5 protein-coding genes are annotated in these 18,049 nt (G+C 75.6%); all 5 read left to right on the forward strand.

Annotated elements, in window-relative coordinates:
* Positions 1 to 29: 29 nt before the first annotated feature.
* From AB0H52_RS06790 to AB0H52_RS06810, 5 genes are read left to right on the forward strand one after another with little or no spacing between them, the layout of a single operon-like run.
* Complete coding sequence (locus AB0H52_RS06790) at positions 30 to 3,611, forward strand: AMP-binding protein (protein ID WP_151488457.1); 3,582 nt, start codon at positions 30 to 32, stop codon at positions 3,609 to 3,611.
* Positions 3,608 to 6,706 (forward strand): thioesterase domain-containing protein, encoded by a 3,099-nt coding sequence (locus AB0H52_RS06795; protein WP_151488458.1) that lies wholly within the window; start codon positions 3,608 to 3,610, stop codon positions 6,704 to 6,706. Before AB0H52_RS06790 ends, AB0H52_RS06795 begins: the two co-directional genes overlap by 4 nt.
* Positions 6,703 to 9,012 (forward strand): lantibiotic dehydratase, encoded by a 2,310-nt coding sequence (locus tag AB0H52_RS06800; protein ID WP_151488459.1) that lies wholly within the window; start codon positions 6,703 to 6,705, stop codon positions 9,010 to 9,012. The genes AB0H52_RS06795 and AB0H52_RS06800 overlap by 4 nt, the downstream gene beginning before the upstream one ends.
* The gene (locus AB0H52_RS06805) at positions 9,009 to 12,545 is read left to right on the forward strand and encodes an amino acid adenylation domain-containing protein (protein WP_357945718.1); all 3,537 of its coding nucleotides are present in this window, start codon (positions 9,009 to 9,011) and stop codon (positions 12,543 to 12,545) included. Before AB0H52_RS06800 ends, AB0H52_RS06805 begins: the two co-directional genes overlap by 4 nt.
* Positions 12,546 to 12,559: 14 nt before the next feature.
* The gene (locus tag AB0H52_RS06810) at positions 12,560 to 18,028 is read left to right on the forward strand and encodes an SDR family NAD(P)-dependent oxidoreductase (RefSeq protein ID WP_357945721.1); all 5,469 of its coding nucleotides are present in this window, start codon (positions 12,560 to 12,562) and stop codon (positions 18,026 to 18,028) included.
* Positions 18,029 to 18,049: the final 21 nt, after the last annotated feature.

An 18,049-nucleotide genomic window follows, 5' to 3' on the forward strand; every position in this document is an offset into this window, starting at 1 on the left:
CCATAGTGGATCTTCGTACGCGTTCTGAGATGAAGACCTCGACCCTGGTCCACCGTTTCGGCGAGTCCGCCGCCCGCGGTGGCGACCGCTCCGCCGTGCTCGGCGACACCGATCCACTCGACTACGCCACCCTCGCCGGTCTCGCCGGAGGGCACGCCGACCTGCTGGCCGCGGCCGGCGTACGGCCCGGCGACCGGATCGGCCTGCTGACCGCCCACGGGGGCGGCACCATCGCGGCCATCCTCGGCACGCTCGCCGCAGGCGCCACCTACGTGCCGCTCGACCCCGGCTTCCCGGAGCAGCGGCTGCGCCACCTTCTCGACGGCGCCGACGTCACCACCCTGCTCTGCGGCGGCGAACACACCGAACTCGCCCGACGCCTCGCCGCCGACCGTCCCGGCCTGCGGATCGTCCCCGCCGTCGACGTACGACCCGCACCGCTGCGACCGGTGCCCGTCGACCCGGACGCCCTCGCGTACGTGCTGTTCACCTCGGGCTCCACCGGCCGACCCAAGGCCGTCGGGCAGACCCACCGCAACCTCTTGCACGTGGTGGACAACCAGATCGCCACGCTCGCCCTGCGTCCGGACGACCGGCTCAGCCTGCTCGCCTCGTTCAGCTTCGACGCGGCCATCCCCGACCTGTACCCGGCGCTGCTCACCGGCGCCGCCGTCGTCCCGGTCGACCTGCGCCGGCACGGCCTGGCGTACGCCGTCGAGCAGCTGGCCCGGCACGGCGTCACGGTCTACCACTCCACCCCGACCGTCTACCGGCACCTGCTGGACGCCCCCGGCGTCGACCGGCTCGACCGGGTCCGGGTGCTGCTGCTCGGAGGTGAGCAGGCCACCTACGCCGACGCCGTCCGCGCCCGGGGACGCTTCGCCCCGGACTGCGTCCTCGTCAACGGCTACGGGGCCACCGAGATGACGTTCGCCGCCCGGCACGTGCTGCCGCTGGCCGACGTCGACCCGACGGCCACCGGCCCGCTGCCGATCGGCACGGCACTGCCCGGGTACGCGCTGCGGCTGGCACCGGACGGCGAGATCGTGGTCCGCAGCCCGCACCTCGCACCCGGCTACCTCGGCCAGAGCAGCGACACCTTCGGCCGTGACCCCGACGGCGTGCCCGCGTACCGCACCGGCGACCTCGGCGAGCTGCTGCCCACCGGCGAGCTGCGCTGTCTCGGCCGGCTCGACCGGCAGGTCAAGGTCCGCGGCTTCCGGGTCGAGCTGACCGAGATCGAGGCGGTGCTCGCCGCCGAGCCGGGCGTCGCCGAGGTACGCGCCATCGCCCGCGGCGGCGAACTGCTGGCGTACGTCCGGCCGGCCGGTGCGCCACCCGACCCGGCCGCGCTGCGGGCTGCCCTGACCCGCCAGCTACCCGACTACGCGTTGCCCCGCGCCGTCGTGCCGGTCGCCGAGTTCCCGCTGACCGTCAGCGGGAAGGTCGACGAGCGGGCGCTGCCCGACCCGGCCTGGGCCGTACCGGTCTCGGACCGTCCGGCCACGCCGACCGAGCGGGTCGTGCACGACATCTGGTGCGACGTGCTCGGCCGGGACGCGGTCGGCCGTACCGACAGCTTCTTCGACGTCGGCGGGCAGTCGTTGCTGCTCGGCCGGGTGCAGCAGCGGTTGGCCGAACGGTTCGGCGTCGGAGTGCCGCTGCTGCGGCTCTTCGACCATCCGACGGTCGCCGCCCAGGCCCGGCTGGTCGACCCGCCCGCGCAGGTCACCCCACCGGTGCCCGCCCCGATCGCCGTGTCGAACCCCGCCGTGTCGAACCCCGCCGTGCCGAGGTCGAACCCCGCCGTGTCGACCGCCGCCGTGTCGACGTCGGCCGTCGTGCCGCCGGCTCCGGTCGGCCCGCCCGCCGCCTCGGTCGGCGCGCGCGACTACACCGGGGACGAGATCGCGGTCGTCGGTCTCGCCGGCCGGTTCCCCGGGGCGCCGGACGCGGCGACGTTCTGGTGGAACCTGTGCGCCGGCGTGGACGCCATCCACGACCACAGCGACGACGAGCTGGCCGCGTTGGGCGTCGGCCCCGGCCTGCGCGCCGATCCCCGGCACGTCAAGGCCACCGGCCGACTCGACGGGGTCGCCGACTTCGACGCGGAGTTCTTCTCGTTCGGCGACCAGGAGGCCGCCCGCACCGACCCGCAGCACCGGCTGTTCCTGGAGACCGCCTGGGAGGCGTTGGAGGACGCCGGTCACGACCCGGACCGCTTCCCCGGTCTGGTCGGCGTGTACGCCGCCACCTCCGTCAACCGCTACTTCCTGTTCCACCTGATGGACAACCCCGCCGTGGTCGGCGACGTCGACCCGGACGACTGGGAGGCCCGGCTGGTCGGTCGGCAGCTCACCGACCACCTGCCCGGGCAGGTCGCGTACCGGCTGGGGTTGACCGGGCCGGCGGTGGCGGTGCAGAGCGCCTGCTCCAGCTCGCTGGTCGCGGTCTGTCTCGCGGCGCAGAGCCTCGCCGACTACCAGTGCGACCTCGCCCTGGCCGGCGGCGTGAGCGTCACCTGGCCCCGACACCGGCACACCCCCGGCGGGCTCGCCTCCCCCGACGGCCGCTGCCGGGCGTTCGACGAGGCCGCCCAGGGTGCCGGCTTCGGCTCCGGCGCGGGAGTGGTGGCGCTGCGCCGCCTCGCCGACGCGCGCGCCGACGGCGACCGGGTCCTCGCGATCCTGCCCGGCTGGGCCGTCACCAACGACGGCGCCGACCGGGCCGGCTTCGCCGTGCCCGGCCCGGCCGGGCAGGCCGCCGCGGTGGCCGGCGCGCTCGCCGCCGCCGAGGTGACCCCCGGCGAGGTCCGCCTCATCGAGGCGCACGGCAGCGGTACGCCGCTCGGCGACGCCATCGAGGTGGCCGCGCTGCACGAGGTGTACGAGGGCACCGCGCCGGCCGAGACCTGCGCGCTCGGCTCGGTGAAGACCAGCATCGGCCACCTCGACGCCGCGGCCGGCATCGCCGGGCTGATCAAGGCGGTGCTCGCCGTGCAGCACGGTGTCATCCCGCCGAACCTGCACTTCACCCGGCCGCACCCGGAGATCGACCTGGCCGCCGGCCCGTTCTACGTGCCGACGAAGGTGCGGGACTGGCCGGACGCGCCGCGCCGGGTCGCCGGGGTCAGCTCGTTCGGGCTGGGCGGCACCAACGCGCACGTCGTGGTGGAGCAGCCACCTCCGGTGGAGCCACCGGACCCCGGGGCGCCCGGCGCGCACCTGCTACCGGTCTCGGCGCGTACCCCGGTGGCGTTGCGGGCGGCGCTCGGTCGGCTGCGGCGGCACCTGGCCGGCACGGCACCCACCCTCGCCGACGTCGCCGCGACGCTGGCGCTGGGCCGGCGCGAGTTCGGCTGCCGGGCGGCGGTGGTCGCCATCGACGCGGCCGGCGCGGTCGCCGCGCTCGACGAGCTGCTCCGCACCGACACCCGGGTCGCCGGCCCGCCCGGCGCGCTGCGCGAACTGGCCGCCAGCTGGGTGGCGGGCCAACACCTGGACTGGACGGCCCTGCAGCCGGCCGACGCCATCCGACGCACCTCGCTGCCCACCTACCCCTTCCAGCGGCGGCGGTACTGGATCGATCCTCCTCAGAAAGGCGTGCGGTGACCTGGTTCCTCTCCGCCGGCAGCCGCGATCCGGCACCGGTGCAATTGCTCTGCCTGCCCTACGCCGGTGCTGGCGCCAGCGCCTTCCGGCACTTCCCGAGCTGTTTCGGCCCGGACGTCGAGGTGCTGCCGGTGCAGTTACCCGGCCGGGAGAACCGGATCAACGAGAACCCCCGGTTCCGGGTCGCCGACGTGGCCACCGCCATCGCCGAGCGGGTCGACGGACCGTACGCGATCTACGGCCACTCGATGGGCGGCCGGCTCGGCTTCGACGTGGTCCGCGAGCTGCGCCGAGGCGGGCACGCGCTGCCCCTGCGGCTCTACGTCGGTGGCGCCCGCGCCCCGCACATCAGCGCGCCCAGCGCCTTCGACGGGCTGTCCCAGGTGGACGACGAGGAGCTGCTGCGCCGGCTGCGCGCCGGCGGCGGGCTGCCTGCCGAGGTGCTGGAGCATCCCGAGCTGGTCGAGCTGCTGCTGCCGTTGCTGCGCGCCGACTTCGAGCGGGTGGACGGCTACCGGTACCGCCCCGAGGAGCCGCTGCCGGTGCCGATCGTGGTGTTCAGCGGGCGCGACGACCAGGCGGTCACCCGGGAGCAGAGTGCCGCCTGGCGGGAGCACACCTCCGCCGGCTGCGCACTGCACGAGCTGGACGGCGGGCATTTCTTCCTGCACGACGCGCTGCCCGAGCTGGCCGCGGCGATCCGCGCCGACCTGCGCGCCGCGCTCGACCGGAAGTCCGCTCGCACCCCGACGTCGGGCGGGCCGGCGCGCGCCGCGGCGGACGGGCACCGGGTGCCGCTGGGCGACACCGGCTGGTCGGTGTGGCGCGACGCCATCCTGCGCAGCACTGGCTTCCCCGCCGAGGGCTTGACCATGCTCGCCGCCCCGCAGGCCGCCGCCGCGGCCGACGAGCTGCTCGCCACCGGCACCGGTGCCGGCCTGTTCGACAAGGAGTTCGCCGAGGCGATCGCCGCCACCGGCCGGGGGCTGAGCGAGCTGGCCGCCGACCCGCTGCTGCGCGAGGCGGTCACCTGGCAGAACCGGAGTGCGCTGATCGCCCTCGACGGCCTGGCCCGGGGCGGCCCCGACGCCGTCCGCAACGTGCGACGCCGGGAACGGGAACGCATGCTGCTCAAGTACTGGCAGCGGTACTGCGGCAAGAACGAGACCGTCGGCTTCTTCGGGCCGAGCTGCTGGGCCACCATCGACCCCGAGCTGCCCGTGGCGGCGCAGGTGCGCCCCGGCGCCGCGCTGACCCGCAGCCGCTGGGTGTGGTTCGAGTCCTGGGCGCTGACCGCGTACGCCGAGCGGATCGGTCAGGACCCGGCGGTGCGCCGTTGGTGGGCGCCCCGGCTCGCCCCGCACCTGTGCCTCGTCGGCCGGGAGGTGCGTCGGCCGGGCCGCCCCCCCGTCCCGCTGTCCCCGGTGGAGGCGGCCCTGCTCGCCGCCGCCGACGGCCACCGCACCGCCCGCGACGTGGTGACCGACCCGAGCATCGGGCTGCGCCGACCGGAGGACGGGTACGCGCTGCTGGACCGGCTGGTGCAGCGCGAGCTGGTCACCTGGGACGCCGAACTGCCGGTCAGTCCGGCCGCCGAGGAGGTGCTGCGGCAGCGGATCGCCGCCGTCGGCGACACCCCGGCCCGGGCCGCCGCCCAGGCCGGCTTCGACCGGCTCTGCGCCGCCCGGGACGCGGTCGCCGCGGCGGCCGGCGACCCGGACCGGCTGCGGGTGGCCCTCGACGCGCTCGACGCGACGTTCACCGACCTGACCGGCCAGTCCGCGCAGCGCCGGGCCGGACAGATGTACGCCGGCCGGACCCTCTGCTACGAGGACACCAGCCGGGACCTGGACGTGGTCTTCGGAGCGCCGCTGCTGGACTCCGTCGCCGCGCCGCTGGCCGTGCTGCTGCGGGCCGCCCGCTGGCTGGCCGTCGCGCTCGAGGACGCGTACGGGGCGGTGTTCCGGGAGCTGTACGAGGAGCTGCGCGCCGAGGCCGGCGACGCCCCGGTCGCCCTGTCCGACCTGTGGTTCCTGGTCCAGGGGCTGTTCTGGGGCAACCGTGAGCGCCCGGTGGACGCGGTCGCCGCTCAGTTCGCCGCCCGCTGGGCGGAGCTGTTCGAGCTGGATCGGCAGCCTCCCGGCACCACCGAGGTGCGTCTCGACGTGGCGAACCTGGCCGCCCGGGTCGACGAGGCCTTCCCGGCCGTGCGGACGGACTGGTCCAACGCCCGGCTGCACAGCCCCGACCTGCAGATCTGCGCGGCCGACGCGGCCGCGCTGGCCCGGGGCGACTACACCGTGGTGCTCGGCGAGCTGCACGCCGCCTGGCCGTCGTTCGACTGCCAGGCGTTGACCCCGTCGCACCCGGACGCGGAGCGGCTGCGCGACGCGCTGGCCGCCGACCTCGGTCCGCACCGGATCCGGCTGCTCTTCCCCACCGACTGGCCGCGGCGCACGAGCCGGGTCGCGGAGGCGCTGATCGGCCCGACCGACCGGCAGTTGGCGTTCGCGCCGGCACCCAACGCCGACCCGGACCGGGTGCTGCCCACCGTGGCGCTGACCGTGCACGACGAGGCGGGTCGGCTGGTGGTCGCCGCCGCCGACGGGCAGCGTTGGTCGCTGACCGAGGTCTGCGCCGGGCTGCTCAGCACACACACGGTCGACGGCTTCAAACTGGTCGCCGCCGCGCCGTACACCCCGCGGATCACCCTGGACCGGCTGGTGGTGGCGCGGCAGACCTGGCGGACCACGGTCGGCGCGTGCGGCCTGGGCGCGGTGACCGGGGAGCGGGCCCGCTTCCTGGCCGTGCGGGACTGGCGGCGCCGGCTGGGCCTGCCGGAGCAGGTGTACGTCAAGCTCGGCACCGAGACCAAGCCCTGCTTCGTCGACCTGAGCAGTCCCGCCTTCGCCACGATGTTCTGCGCGATGGTGCGGGCGGCCGGTCGGGACGGCGGAGACGCCACGACGCTGGTGGTCAGCGAGATGCTGCCCACCCCGCAGGACGCCTGGGTGCCCGACGCGGCGGGCCGGCGCTACTTCAGCGAACTACGACTGCACATCGTGGACACCGACAAGCCGGAGCTGATTCGATGAACCACCTGTTGCCCCTTGGCACGACGGGCTGGTCGGTCTGGCGCGACGTGGTGCTGCGTACCGCCGGCTTTCCGGCCGACGGCCTGGCCGCCTTCGCCGCCCCGGAGGCCGCCGCCGCCGCGGACGCGCTGCTGGCCGGCGAGGACACCGCAGACCTTTTCGACAAGACGTTCACCGAGGCCCTGGCCGGGGCCTCGGTGACCGCCGGCGAGATCGCCGCCGACCCGCTGCTGCGCGAGGCGGTCACCTGGCAGAACCCGGCCATGGTGACCGCCCTGGACGGGTTGCTGCGTACCGATCCGTCGGTGCGCAACCACTGGCGGCGCCGGCGCGAGCTAAGCCTGCTGCGCTACTGGCAGCGCTACTGCGGCAAGGCCGAGACGATCGGCTTCTTCGGCCCGGTCTGCTGGGGCGTCCTCGATCCCGCTGAGGAGCCGACCCGGCTGCGGCCGGGGCCGGGGCTGCTGTCGGGCCGGTTGGTGCGCTTCGAGGCGTGGGCGTTGATCGCGTACGCCGATCGGCTCGCCGACGACCTGGACGTGCGTCGCTGGTGGGCGCCGGCGCTGGCGCCGCACCTGACGGTGGAGGGCCGGCGGCTGCACCGGCCGCTGCACCCCCCGGTGGAGCTGTCCACGCTGGAGGCCCGGCTGCTGGCCGGGTGCGACGGGCGTACGTCGGCACTGCGGCTGGTCGAGGGGATCCTCGCCGACGGCGACGCCGGCCTGCGCTCCGCCGCCGACGCGTACCTGCTGCTCGACCGACTGGTCGAGCGTGGCCTGCTGACCTGGGACGCCGGTCTGCCGATCAGCCCCCGGGCCGAGCAGGTGCTGCGGGAGCGGCTGGACGCGATCGGCGCGGCCGACCTGCGCGCCGAGGTGATCGACGGCTTCGAACGGCTCTGTGCGCGCCGCGACGACGTCGCCGCGGCGGCCGGCGACCCGGACCGGTTGGGCGCCGCACTGGAGGCGCTGAACGCGGAGTTCACCGAGGTCACCGGCCGGCCCGCCACCCGGCAGGCCGGTCAGATGTACGCCGGCCGGACCGTGGTGTACGAGGAGACCACCCGGGATCTCAGCGTGACCGTCGGCGCGGGGGTGCTCGATGCCCTCGCCGCGCCGCTGGCCGTGCTGCTCCAGGCCGCGCGGTGGCTGACCGCGGAGATCGGTGCCGCCTGCGAACGACTCCTCGGCGAGCTGTACGAGGAGTTGCGCGCCGACGGGCCGGTGCGGCTGGCCGACGTCTGGTCCCTGGCCCAGGGGCTGCTGCTCGCCCCGGAGGGGCCACTGGCAGCCGCTGGGGCCGGCTTCACCGCCCGCTGGGCGGAGTTGTTCGACCTGGCCGCGCTGCCGCCGGGGCAGTCGGAGCTGCGGCTCAGCGCCGCGGAGCTGACCGAGCGGGCCCACCGGGTGTTTCCGGCGACCGCGCCGGGTTGGCCGTCCGGCCGGATCCACGGCCCGGACGTGCAGATCAGCGCCGTCGACCTGGACGCGTTGAACCGGGGTGAGTTCCTGCTGGTGCTGGGCGAGCTGCACCCGGCTCACGTGCCCTTCGACAGCGCGGTCTTCGTGCCGTTCCACCCGGACCCGGTGGCGCTGCGCGCCGGGCTGGACGCCGACCTCGGCCCGGCCCGGGTCCGGGTGCTCTACCCCGAGGGCTTCCCGCGGGTGACCACCCGCACCACGTACGGGCTGAACAGCGCGGCCGACCGGCAGCTCGGCATCGACACCGCCCGCGGCGGTGAGATCGACCGGTTGGTCCCCGCCACCGAGGTGCGGGTGGTGCCGGCGGGTGACCGGCTGGAGGCGGTGCTGCCCGACGGCAGCCGCTGGCCGCTGGTGGAGGTCTTCGCCAACCTGCTCGGGTCGTTGCTGCTGGACAGCTTCAAGTTGCTCGACCCGGCGCCCCACACGCCCCGGATCACCATCGACCGCCTGGTGGTGGCCCGGCGGACGTGGCGGGCCACGGTGGGGGACAGCGGTCTGGCCGGGGTGAAGGGGGAGGCCGGCCGGTTCCTCGCGGTGCGCCGGTGGCGTGCCCGGCTCGGCCTGCCGGAGCGGGTGTTCGTGAAGCTCGGCACCGAGGTCAAGCCCTGCTATGTGGACCTGACCGGCCCGCTCTACGCCCAGTCGCTGTGCGCGATGGTCGACGCCGCCGCCCGTACCGGGCCGGACGTCGCGATCGTGGTCACCGAGTTGCTGCCGACGCCCGGTGACAGCTGGGTGACCGACGCGGGGGGCCGCGGGTACGTCAACGAGCTCCGCCTGCAGGTCACCGATCCGAGCAGCTACCCCGGGGGGAACGCGTGACCGACATCCTGTCTGTCAGCGCCGTGCGGGGCGAGTCGCTGCCCTGGCCGGACGCGACGCTCGCCGAGCTGGTCGTGGCGCAGGCCGCCCGCACTCCGGACGCGGTGGCCGTGCGCCAGTGGGACATCCGGCTCAGCTATGCCGAGCTGCTGTCCCGGGCCGCCGGGGTGGCCGCCGCGCTGCGTGCCCGAGGGGTCGGTCGGCAGACCCGGGTGGGTGTGTGCGGCACCCGCCGACCCGACTTGGTGGCCACCGTGCTCGGTGTGCTGCTGGCCGGCGGTTGTTACGTGCCGCTGGAGCCGGGCGGCCCGCGTCGGCGGTTGCGCGGGATCGCCGCCGACGCGGGCCTGTCCCTGGTGGTGGGCGAGGCCGCGGAGGCCGAGTTCGGCGGCGCGCCCGGCGTCGAGGCGATCGGCCTGCCCGGGCCGGCTCCCCTCGCGCCGTGCCCGGCCCGCCCCGGCGATCCGGCGTACGTGCTGTTCACCTCCGGCTCCACCGGCCGACCCAAGGGTGTGCTCACCACCCACCGCAATGTGGTCGAGTTCGTCAGCGGCGTGGTCGCGCTCAGCGGAGCGGACGCCGGCGTGCGCAGCCTGGGCATCGCCTCGCTGGGCTTCGACGCGGCCACCATGGACCTGTTCGTCCCGCTGCTGCTCGGCGGCACCGTGCAGCTGCTCGGCGCCGAGGACCGCGCCGACCCGGTGCGCCTGGCCCGGTTCATCGTCGCGCACGAGGTGAACTGGGGCTTCATCACGCCCACCGTGCTGGCCATGCTCGACCCGGCGGAGGTGCCCGACTGGCGCACGGTGCTGTGCGGTGGCGAGGCCGTCCCGGCCGCGTTGGCCGCGCGTTGGTCGCCCGGCCGGCGTTTCCTCAACGGGTACGGGCCGACGGAGACCACGGTGCTGGCGGTCAGCGGCCCGTTGAGCGCCACCGAGACGGACCCGGTGCCGATCGGCCGGCCGCTGCCCAACCACCGTGCGTACGTGGTGGACGCCGCGCTGGACCCGGTGCCGGTGGGGGAGACCGGTGAGCTGCTGATCGGCGGGCCCGGGCTGGCCGACGGCTACCTGGGCCGCCCCGCGCTGACCGCCGAGCGCTTCGTCCCTGATCCGTTCTCCGGCCTGCCCGGTGAGCGCCTGTACCGCACCGGTGACCTGGTCCGCCACGACTCGGACGGGCGGATCGTCTACCTCGGCCGGGCCGACCGGCAGGTCAAGATCCGGGGGCAGCGGATCGAGCTGGGTGAGGTCGAGGCGGTGCTGGCCGACCTGCCCGGCGTCGCCTCGGTGGCCGTCGAGGCGGTGGCCGGGCCGGCCGGCACCGAACTGGTCGCGTTCCTCACCCCGGCGGACGCGCCCGACGACGCGCGGCTGCGCGCGTACGCTGGCAGTCGGCTGACCGCCGCGATGCTGCCGGCCCGGGTGCTGCGCCGCGCCGCGCTGCCGGTGAGCCCGACCAGCGGCAAGCTGGACCGGCCGGCGTTGCGGGCGCTGGCCGTCACCGCCCTCACCGCCCCCCCGGCCGAGCCGGGCGACGCGGCGGTGCCCGCCGACGTGACCGGTGACCCGGTCGCGGCGACGGTGGCCGGGATCTGGACCCGGCTGCTGGGCGCGCCGCCGGGCCCGGACACCGACTTCCTCGCCGCCGGTGGCAACTCCATCGTGGCGATGCGGCTGGTGGCCGCCCTGCGCGCCGAGCTGGGCCGGCAGGTGGACACCCGGGAGGTGTTCGCGCTGCGCGGCTTCGGCCGGTTGGTCGAGCAGGTCGCCGTCGCGCCGAGCGCCGGCGACGAGTTGAGTACCGGCAACCCGCCGACGCTCTCCCCGCCGCAGCGCCGGCTCTGGTTCGTCGACCAGCTCGCGCCGTCCAGCGCGCCGTACAACATCGCGGTGGCGCACCGGTTGCGCGGGCCGCTGGACACGGCCGCGCTCGGCGCCGCGCTGCGGGCCGTGGCCGTCCGGCACGACGTGCTGCGGTGGCGCATCCCGCAGACCGGCGGCGTGCCGTACGCGGTCTGCGCGGAGCCCACCGACGTGGCGGTGCCGGTGGTCGACCTGACCGACAGCGCCCACCGGGAGGCGGAGCTGGCCCGGATGCTCGCCGCCGGTGCCGCGCACCCGTTCGACCTGGCCACCGGGCCACCCTGGCAGGTGACCGTCTACCGGCTCGGGCCGGACGAGCACGTGCTGGCGGTCACCTGGCACCACGCGGTCTTCGACGGGTGGTCCGAGCGGGTCTGCTACGACGACCTGGCCACCGGGTACGGCCGGGCGGTGGCCGGCCAGCCGCCGGCGCTGCCGGAGCTGCGCGCCCGCTACGCCGACTACGCGGTGTGGCGGGACGCGCGGGACCGGCGTCGGGGCCAGGCCGACCTGGCCTGGTGGGCCGGGCACCTGAGCGGCGCGCCCACCGTTGTGGAGCTGCCCCGCGACCGGCCCCGGCCGGCGGTGCAGACCTACGCGGGCGCGGAGGCGTCCGTCCGGTTGTCGGCGCCGGCCGACCACGCCGTGCGGGAGCTGGCCGAGCGGCGCGGCACCACGGTCGCCGCGGTGCTGCTGGCCGCCTTCGGTGAGCTGATCGCCCGGCTCACCGGCGGCGACGACCACGTGCTCGGGGCGATCGTCGCCGACCGGCGGCTGGCCGCCTTCGACGACGTGGTCGGCTTCTTCATCGACACCGTGCCGGTCCGGGTACGGACCGGCGGCGCGAGCTTCGCCGAGCTGGTCGATCGGTGCGCCGGCGAGCTGCACGAGGCCACGGCGCACCCCGGCGCGCCACTGGAACGCATCGTCGAGGCACTGGGCGTCGGCCGGGACACCGCCCGGGCGCCGCTGGTGCAGGTGCTGTTCAACGTGCTCAACTTCGCCCCGCCCCGGCTGGACCTGAGCGGGCTGAGCGCCGAGCCGGTGGCCGTGCCGAAGCCCGGCTCGCCGTTCGACATCACCGTCTACGTGGTGGAGCGCGACGGCCGGGCCGGGATCGAGGTGGTCTACAACCCCGACCTTTTCGACGCCACTCGGATCGAGGACCTGCTCGCCGACCTGGCGGACCTGGTGGACGCGCTGGCCGCCGCGCCGCACGCGCCGACCCGTACGGTGGCCGGGGACCTGCCCCGGCCCACCGTACGGGTGCCGCAGCTCGGTGCCATGACCGTCGCCGGTGCGGAGGCCTCCGGCCCGCCGTCCGGTCTGCTGCCCGCCGGACCGGACGGGCTCACCGAGACCGAGGAGCTGATCGCCGGCATCTGGCGGGAGGTCCTCGAGCGGGACCGCGTCGGCGTCACCGACAACTTCTTCGATATCGGCGGCCACTCGCTGGCGCTCGCCGCCGTGCACGCCCGGCTGACCGCCGCCACCGGCCGCTCGATCCGGATGCTCGACCTGTTCCGCCATCCCACCGTCCGGGCCCTCGCCGCCAGCCTGGACGGCGCCGCCGACCGGCCGGAGCTGGCCAGGGCCGCGATGCGGGCCGCCGCCCGCCGTGGCCGTACCCGCCGTATCCCTCCCCGCCGCCCTGGCGGCACCGCGTGACGAAGGACAGCCTGATGAGCAACCCGACCACACGGCCCGACGACGCCAATGACCTGGCGGACGAGGGCATCGAACCGATCGCGATCGTCGGCCTCGCCGCGCGCCTACCCGGCGCCGCCGACGTGCACGAGTTCTGGCGCAACCTGGTCGACGGCGTCGAGTCGGCGACCGAGCTGACCCGCGAGGAGCAGTTGGCCCGGGGCGCGACAGTCAACGAGGTCGACGATCCGGGCTGGGTCAACCGCGCCCCGCTGGTCGACGGGTACGACGAGTTCGACGCCGGGTTGTTCGGGATGACCAGCCGGGAGGCCGAGCTGACCGACCCGCAGCACCGGCTGTTCCTGGAGACCTGCCACACCGCGCTGGAGGACGCCGGCTACGACCCGTCGCGCTACGACGGCGCGGTCGGCGTGTACGCGGGCACCGGCGGCAACACGTACCTGCAGCGCAACGTGCTGCGTAACCAGCGGGCCGGCGGCAACCCGCACACCGCGGTGTCCATCGCCACCGGCAACTCGCCGAACTACGTGGCCACCAACGTGTCGTACCGGCTGGACCTGCGTGGGCCCAGCATGACCGTGCACACCGCCTGCTCGACCTCGTTGGTCGCCTTCCACCTGGCCTGCGAGGCGCTGCGCAACGGCGAGTGCGACATGGCCCTGGCCGGCGGGGTGAACATCGAGCTGCCGCACGTCGGCTACCTGGGGATGGAGGGCTTCACCTCGCCTGACGGCCGGTGCCGCCCGTTCGACGCCGACGCGAACGGCACGGTGTGGGGCAGCGGGGTCGGGGTGACCCTGCTCAAGCGGCTCTCCGACGCCATCGCCGACGGCGACACCGTACGCGCCGTGGTGCTCGGCAACGCGATCAACAACGATGGCGCCGGCAAGGTCGGCTTCACCGCGCCGAGCGTCGACGGGCAGATGGCGGTGGTCGCCCAGGCCGTGGCGATGGCCGACGTCGACCCGCGCACCATCACCTACGTCGAGGCACACGGCACCGGCACGGCGATGGGCGACCCGATCGAGGTGGCCGCGCTCTCCGCGGTCTACTCGAAGGACACCGACGAGCGGGGCTGGTGCGGCATTGGCTCGGTGAAGTCGAACATCGGGCACCTCAGCCAGCCGTCGGGCATCGTCAGCGTGATCAAGACGGTGCTGGCCATGGAGCACGGTCTGATCCCACCGACGATCAACTTCGAGACGCCGAACCCGGCGGTCGAGTTCGCCGACACCCCGTTCTTCGTGGCGAACACGCTGACCAAGTGGGACGCCGACGGCGGGCCGCGCCGGGCGGGGGTCAGCTCGTTCGGCATCGGCGGCACCAACGCGCACGTGGTGCTGGAGGAGGCGCCGGCGGCGTACCGGGACGACCGGCGGGTGCGCCCGGCGCACCTGCTCCAGGTCTCCGCGGCCACCCCCACCGCCCTGGACGCGGCGGTGCGGCGCCTCGCCGATCACCTGGACAGCGCGGCCGACGCCGGGCCGGAGTACCTCGCCGACATCGCGCACACCCTGCGCGTCGGCCGCCGGCAGTACGCGCACCGCCGCGCGGTGGTCGCCACCGACCTGGTTTCGGCTGCCGCCGCCCTGCGTGCCCGCAAGCGCGGGCCGGAGCCGGTGACCGTCAGTCCCGCCCCGAAGGTGGGCTTCCTGTTCAGCGGTCAGGGCGCCCAGTATGCCGGCATGGGTGCGCAGCTCTACGCCGAGCAGCCCAGCTTCGCGGCCGCCGTCGACGAGTGCGCCGAGCTGCTCCGCCCCGAACTCGGCCTGGACCTGCGTGACCTGATCCTCGGCCGCGACCCGGCGGCGGGGGAGCGCCTCGTCGAGACCCGCTACACCCAGCCGGCCCTGTTCACCGTCGAGTACGCCCTGGCCGTCCTCTGGCAGGCCGCCGGGGTGCGGCCGGCCGCGATGATCGGCCACTCCATCGGCGAGTACGTCGCCGCCACCATCGCCGGCGTGCTGAGCCTGCCCGACGCGCTGCGGGTGGTCGCCGGTCGGGGCCGGCTCATGCAGTCGGTGCCGACCGGGTCGATGCTGGCGGTGGCGCTGGACGAGTCGGTGGTCGCCGCGCACCTGCCCGCGGAGCTGGCGGTCGCCACCGTCAACGGCCCGGGCACCTGCGTGGTGGCCGGCCCGACCGCCGCGGTCGAGGCGTTCGCCGCCACGCTGGATGGCAAGAGCAAGATGCTGCGCACCTCGCACGCCTTCCACTCGCCGATGATGGACCCGATCCTGGCCGATTTCACGGCGCTGATGGGCACGGTCACGCTGCGCCCGCCGACGCTGCCGTTCCTGTCCAACGTCACCGGCGCCTGGATCACCGCCGAGCAGGCCACCGACCCGGCGTACTGGGCTGCGCACCTGCGGCAGCCGGTCCGGTTCGGCGACTGCGTCGCCACCCTGCTGACGGCGGGCACCTGGCAGCTGCTTGAGTGCGGCCCCGGCCGGCAGTTGGCCAGCCTGGCCCGGATGCAGGTGGCCAGGGCCGCCCCGGAGCAGCGCCAGCTCGCCCCGCTGAGCAGCCTGCCCGGGCCGGGCGACGGCACCGGCGACCTGGCCACCCTGCTCGGCGCCGCTGGCGCGCTCTGGTCCGCCGCCGTGCCCGTGCGCTTCGACGACGACCCGGCGGCCCGGCGGGTGCCGCTGCCCACATACCCCTTCGAGCGCCGCCGCTTCTGGATCGACCCGGATCCGGAGCAGCCGGTCGTGACCGCCCCGGTCGAGGTGGGGCCGCGACCGTTGCCGCAGTGGTTCGCCGTGCCGGTGTGGCGGCAGGCCGCGCCGCTGCCGCCGACCGTGCCGCTGGGCCGCTGCCTGGTGTTGACCGCCGGTCCGCGCGGCGACGCGCTGGTCGCCGGCCTGCGGGCCGCCGGCGCCGACCCGGTCGTGGTGCGCCCCGGCGACGCGTTCGCCGCCGACGGCGACTACCGGCTCCGCCCGGGGGTACGCGCCGACTACGACGACCTGGTGGCCGCGCTCACCGCCGACGGTGGCGTGCCGCCGGCCCGGGTGGTGCACGCGTTCACCCTCGACGGCGTACCCGCCGGCATCGACATCGCGGCGACCTGGGCGGCCCAGGAGTGGGGCTTCTTCAGCGCTCTGCACCTCGTGCAGGCGCTCGCCGGCGCCGGCCTGACCGGTGCCGAGGACGGCGTCGCCCTGGAGCTGGTCACCACCGGCACCGGCGACGTACGCGGTGACGACCTGCGCCGACCGGAGCACGCCACCCTGGCCGGGCTGGCCCGGGTGCTCCCCGCCGAGCTGCCCGGCCTGAGCGTCCGGCTCGTCGACGCGGATCCGTCCGACGACGGTGTCGCGGCGGTGGTCGCCGAGCTGCGCCGCCCCCGGGAGCCCGAGGTGGCCCTGCGGGGTGGGCGGCGCTGGCGGGCCGACGTGGAGCAGGTGACGATCGACGCGGAGGGGGATCCGGGCGCGCTGCGCGACGGCGGCCGGTACCTGATCACCGGTGGTCTCGGCGGCGTCGGCATCACCCTGGCCGAGGACTTCGCCATCCGGGCGCGGGCGAAGCTGGTGCTGCTGGCCCGCTCCGGGCTGCCCGAGCGCGAACGGTGGGACGACCACCTCGCCGTGCACGGCGACGACCGGGCGGGGCGGGCCATCGCGGCGATCCGCCGGATGGAGTCCGCCGGCGCCGAGGTGCTGGTGCTCGCCGCCGACGTCACCGACCCGGCGGAGCTGCGTCGGGTCCGCGACGCGGCGCTGTCCGCGTACGGCGGTCTGGACGGCATCGTGCACGCCGCCGGCCTGCCCGGTGGTGGGATGGCCGAGGTCAAGGAACGGGCCGACGCCGAGCGGGTGCTCGCCCCGAAGCTCGCCGGCACGCTCGCCCTCGCCCAGGTCTTCGGCGACCTGCCGCTGGACTTCGTGGTGCTCTGTTCGTCGATCACCGCTGTCGTCGGCGGCTTCGGGCAGGTCGACTACTGCGCCGCCAACGCGTTCCTGGACGCGCACGCCCGCTCCGGCGCGGGCTGGCGGTCGCCGGTGCTGTCGCAGAACTGGGGTGGCTGGGCCGAGGTGGGCATGGCCGTGGAGACCGCCGCGCCGGCCGGGTTCCGGGCGGCCGGTCGCGACACGGTGACCAGCGCGGTCGACCACCCGGTCCTCGCCACGAAGGTCACCGGGCCGGCGGAGACGGTGCTGCACGGCCTGGTCTCGGCCAGCAGCCACTGGATGCTCGACGAGCACCGCATCGGCGGCGTGCCGGTGGTCCCGGGCACCGCGCACCTGGAGGCGGTGCGGGCCGCGGTGGTCGACGCGCTGCCCGCACCCGGCCCCGACGCGGCGGTGGAGTTGCGGGACGTGGTCTTCCTGGAGCCGTTCGCGGTGCCCGACGGCACGGTCGCCCAGTACCGGGTGGAGTTGATGCCGGCCGATGACGGGGGCACCGAGTTCGTCGTGCGCAGCCTGGCGGGTGGTCGACTGCGCACCCACGTCCGCGGTGTGGCCGGCTGGACCGACGAGCCGGCGCCACCGGCACGGGCGGCGTCCGCGGTGGGCCGCCGGGTGGACGACGACGCCTCGTTCGGTCGGGGCCGCGGCAGCATGCTCACCTTCGGGCCGCGCTGGGCCGCCCTGCGCGAACACCACCTCGCCGAGGACACCGAGCTGGCGGTGATCGAGGCGCCCGCCCCGGCCGTCGCCGAGCTGCCCGCCTGGGGCCTGCACCCCGCGTTGCTGGACGTGGCGACCGCGTTCGGCCGGGGCCAGGGCAGTGGCACCTACCTGCCGCTGTCGTACGGCCGGATCGTGGTGCGCGGACCGTTGCCGACCCGGTTCACCAGCGAGCTGCGGCACCGGGCGGGTGACAGCGACGAGGTGGTCGTCGCCGACCTGTCGCTGCGTGACCCCGACGGGGTGGAGCTGGTCGCCGTCAGCGACTTCGTGCTGCGCCGCGTCGACCGGGACGCGGTCACCGGCGGTCTCGTCCAACCGTCCGAGGTGGACGCGCCCACGCCGACCTCGACCGAGGACATCCGGCCGGTGGACGGGGCGGAGGCGTTCCGGCGCAGCCTCACCGCCGGCCTCGGGGCCCAGGTGGTCATCGCCACCAGGACCGTCGACGACATCCGCCGCCGGGCCGGCCGGGTCACCACCGACACCCTCACCACCGACACCCTCACCGCCGACGACGCCACCCCCGCCGCCTCCGGCGGCGGCGCGGCGCCCGGCACCGAGTTGGAGTCCGTCATCGCCCGGGTGTGGCAGGACGGGCTCGGCGTGACCGAGGTCGGCGTCGACGACGATTTTTTCGCCCTGGGCGGCAACTCCCTGGTCGCGGTGCAGCTGATCGCCGCGATGCGCAAGGCGACCGGCGTGCGGCTGCCGATGCGCAGCCTGTTCGACACCCCCACCGTGGCCGGGCTCGCCGCCCGCATCGAGGAGCTGCGCGCCGCCGCCGTCGACGAGCCGGCCGCCCCGGCACCGATCCCCACCATCCCGCGACTGCCCCGCGCCTGACGAGAAAGCAGGACCGAAAAG

This window comes from Micromonospora sp. NPDC050695, assembly GCF_040654415.1.
Classification (GTDB): Bacteria; Actinomycetota; Actinomycetes; order Mycobacteriales; family Micromonosporaceae; genus Micromonospora.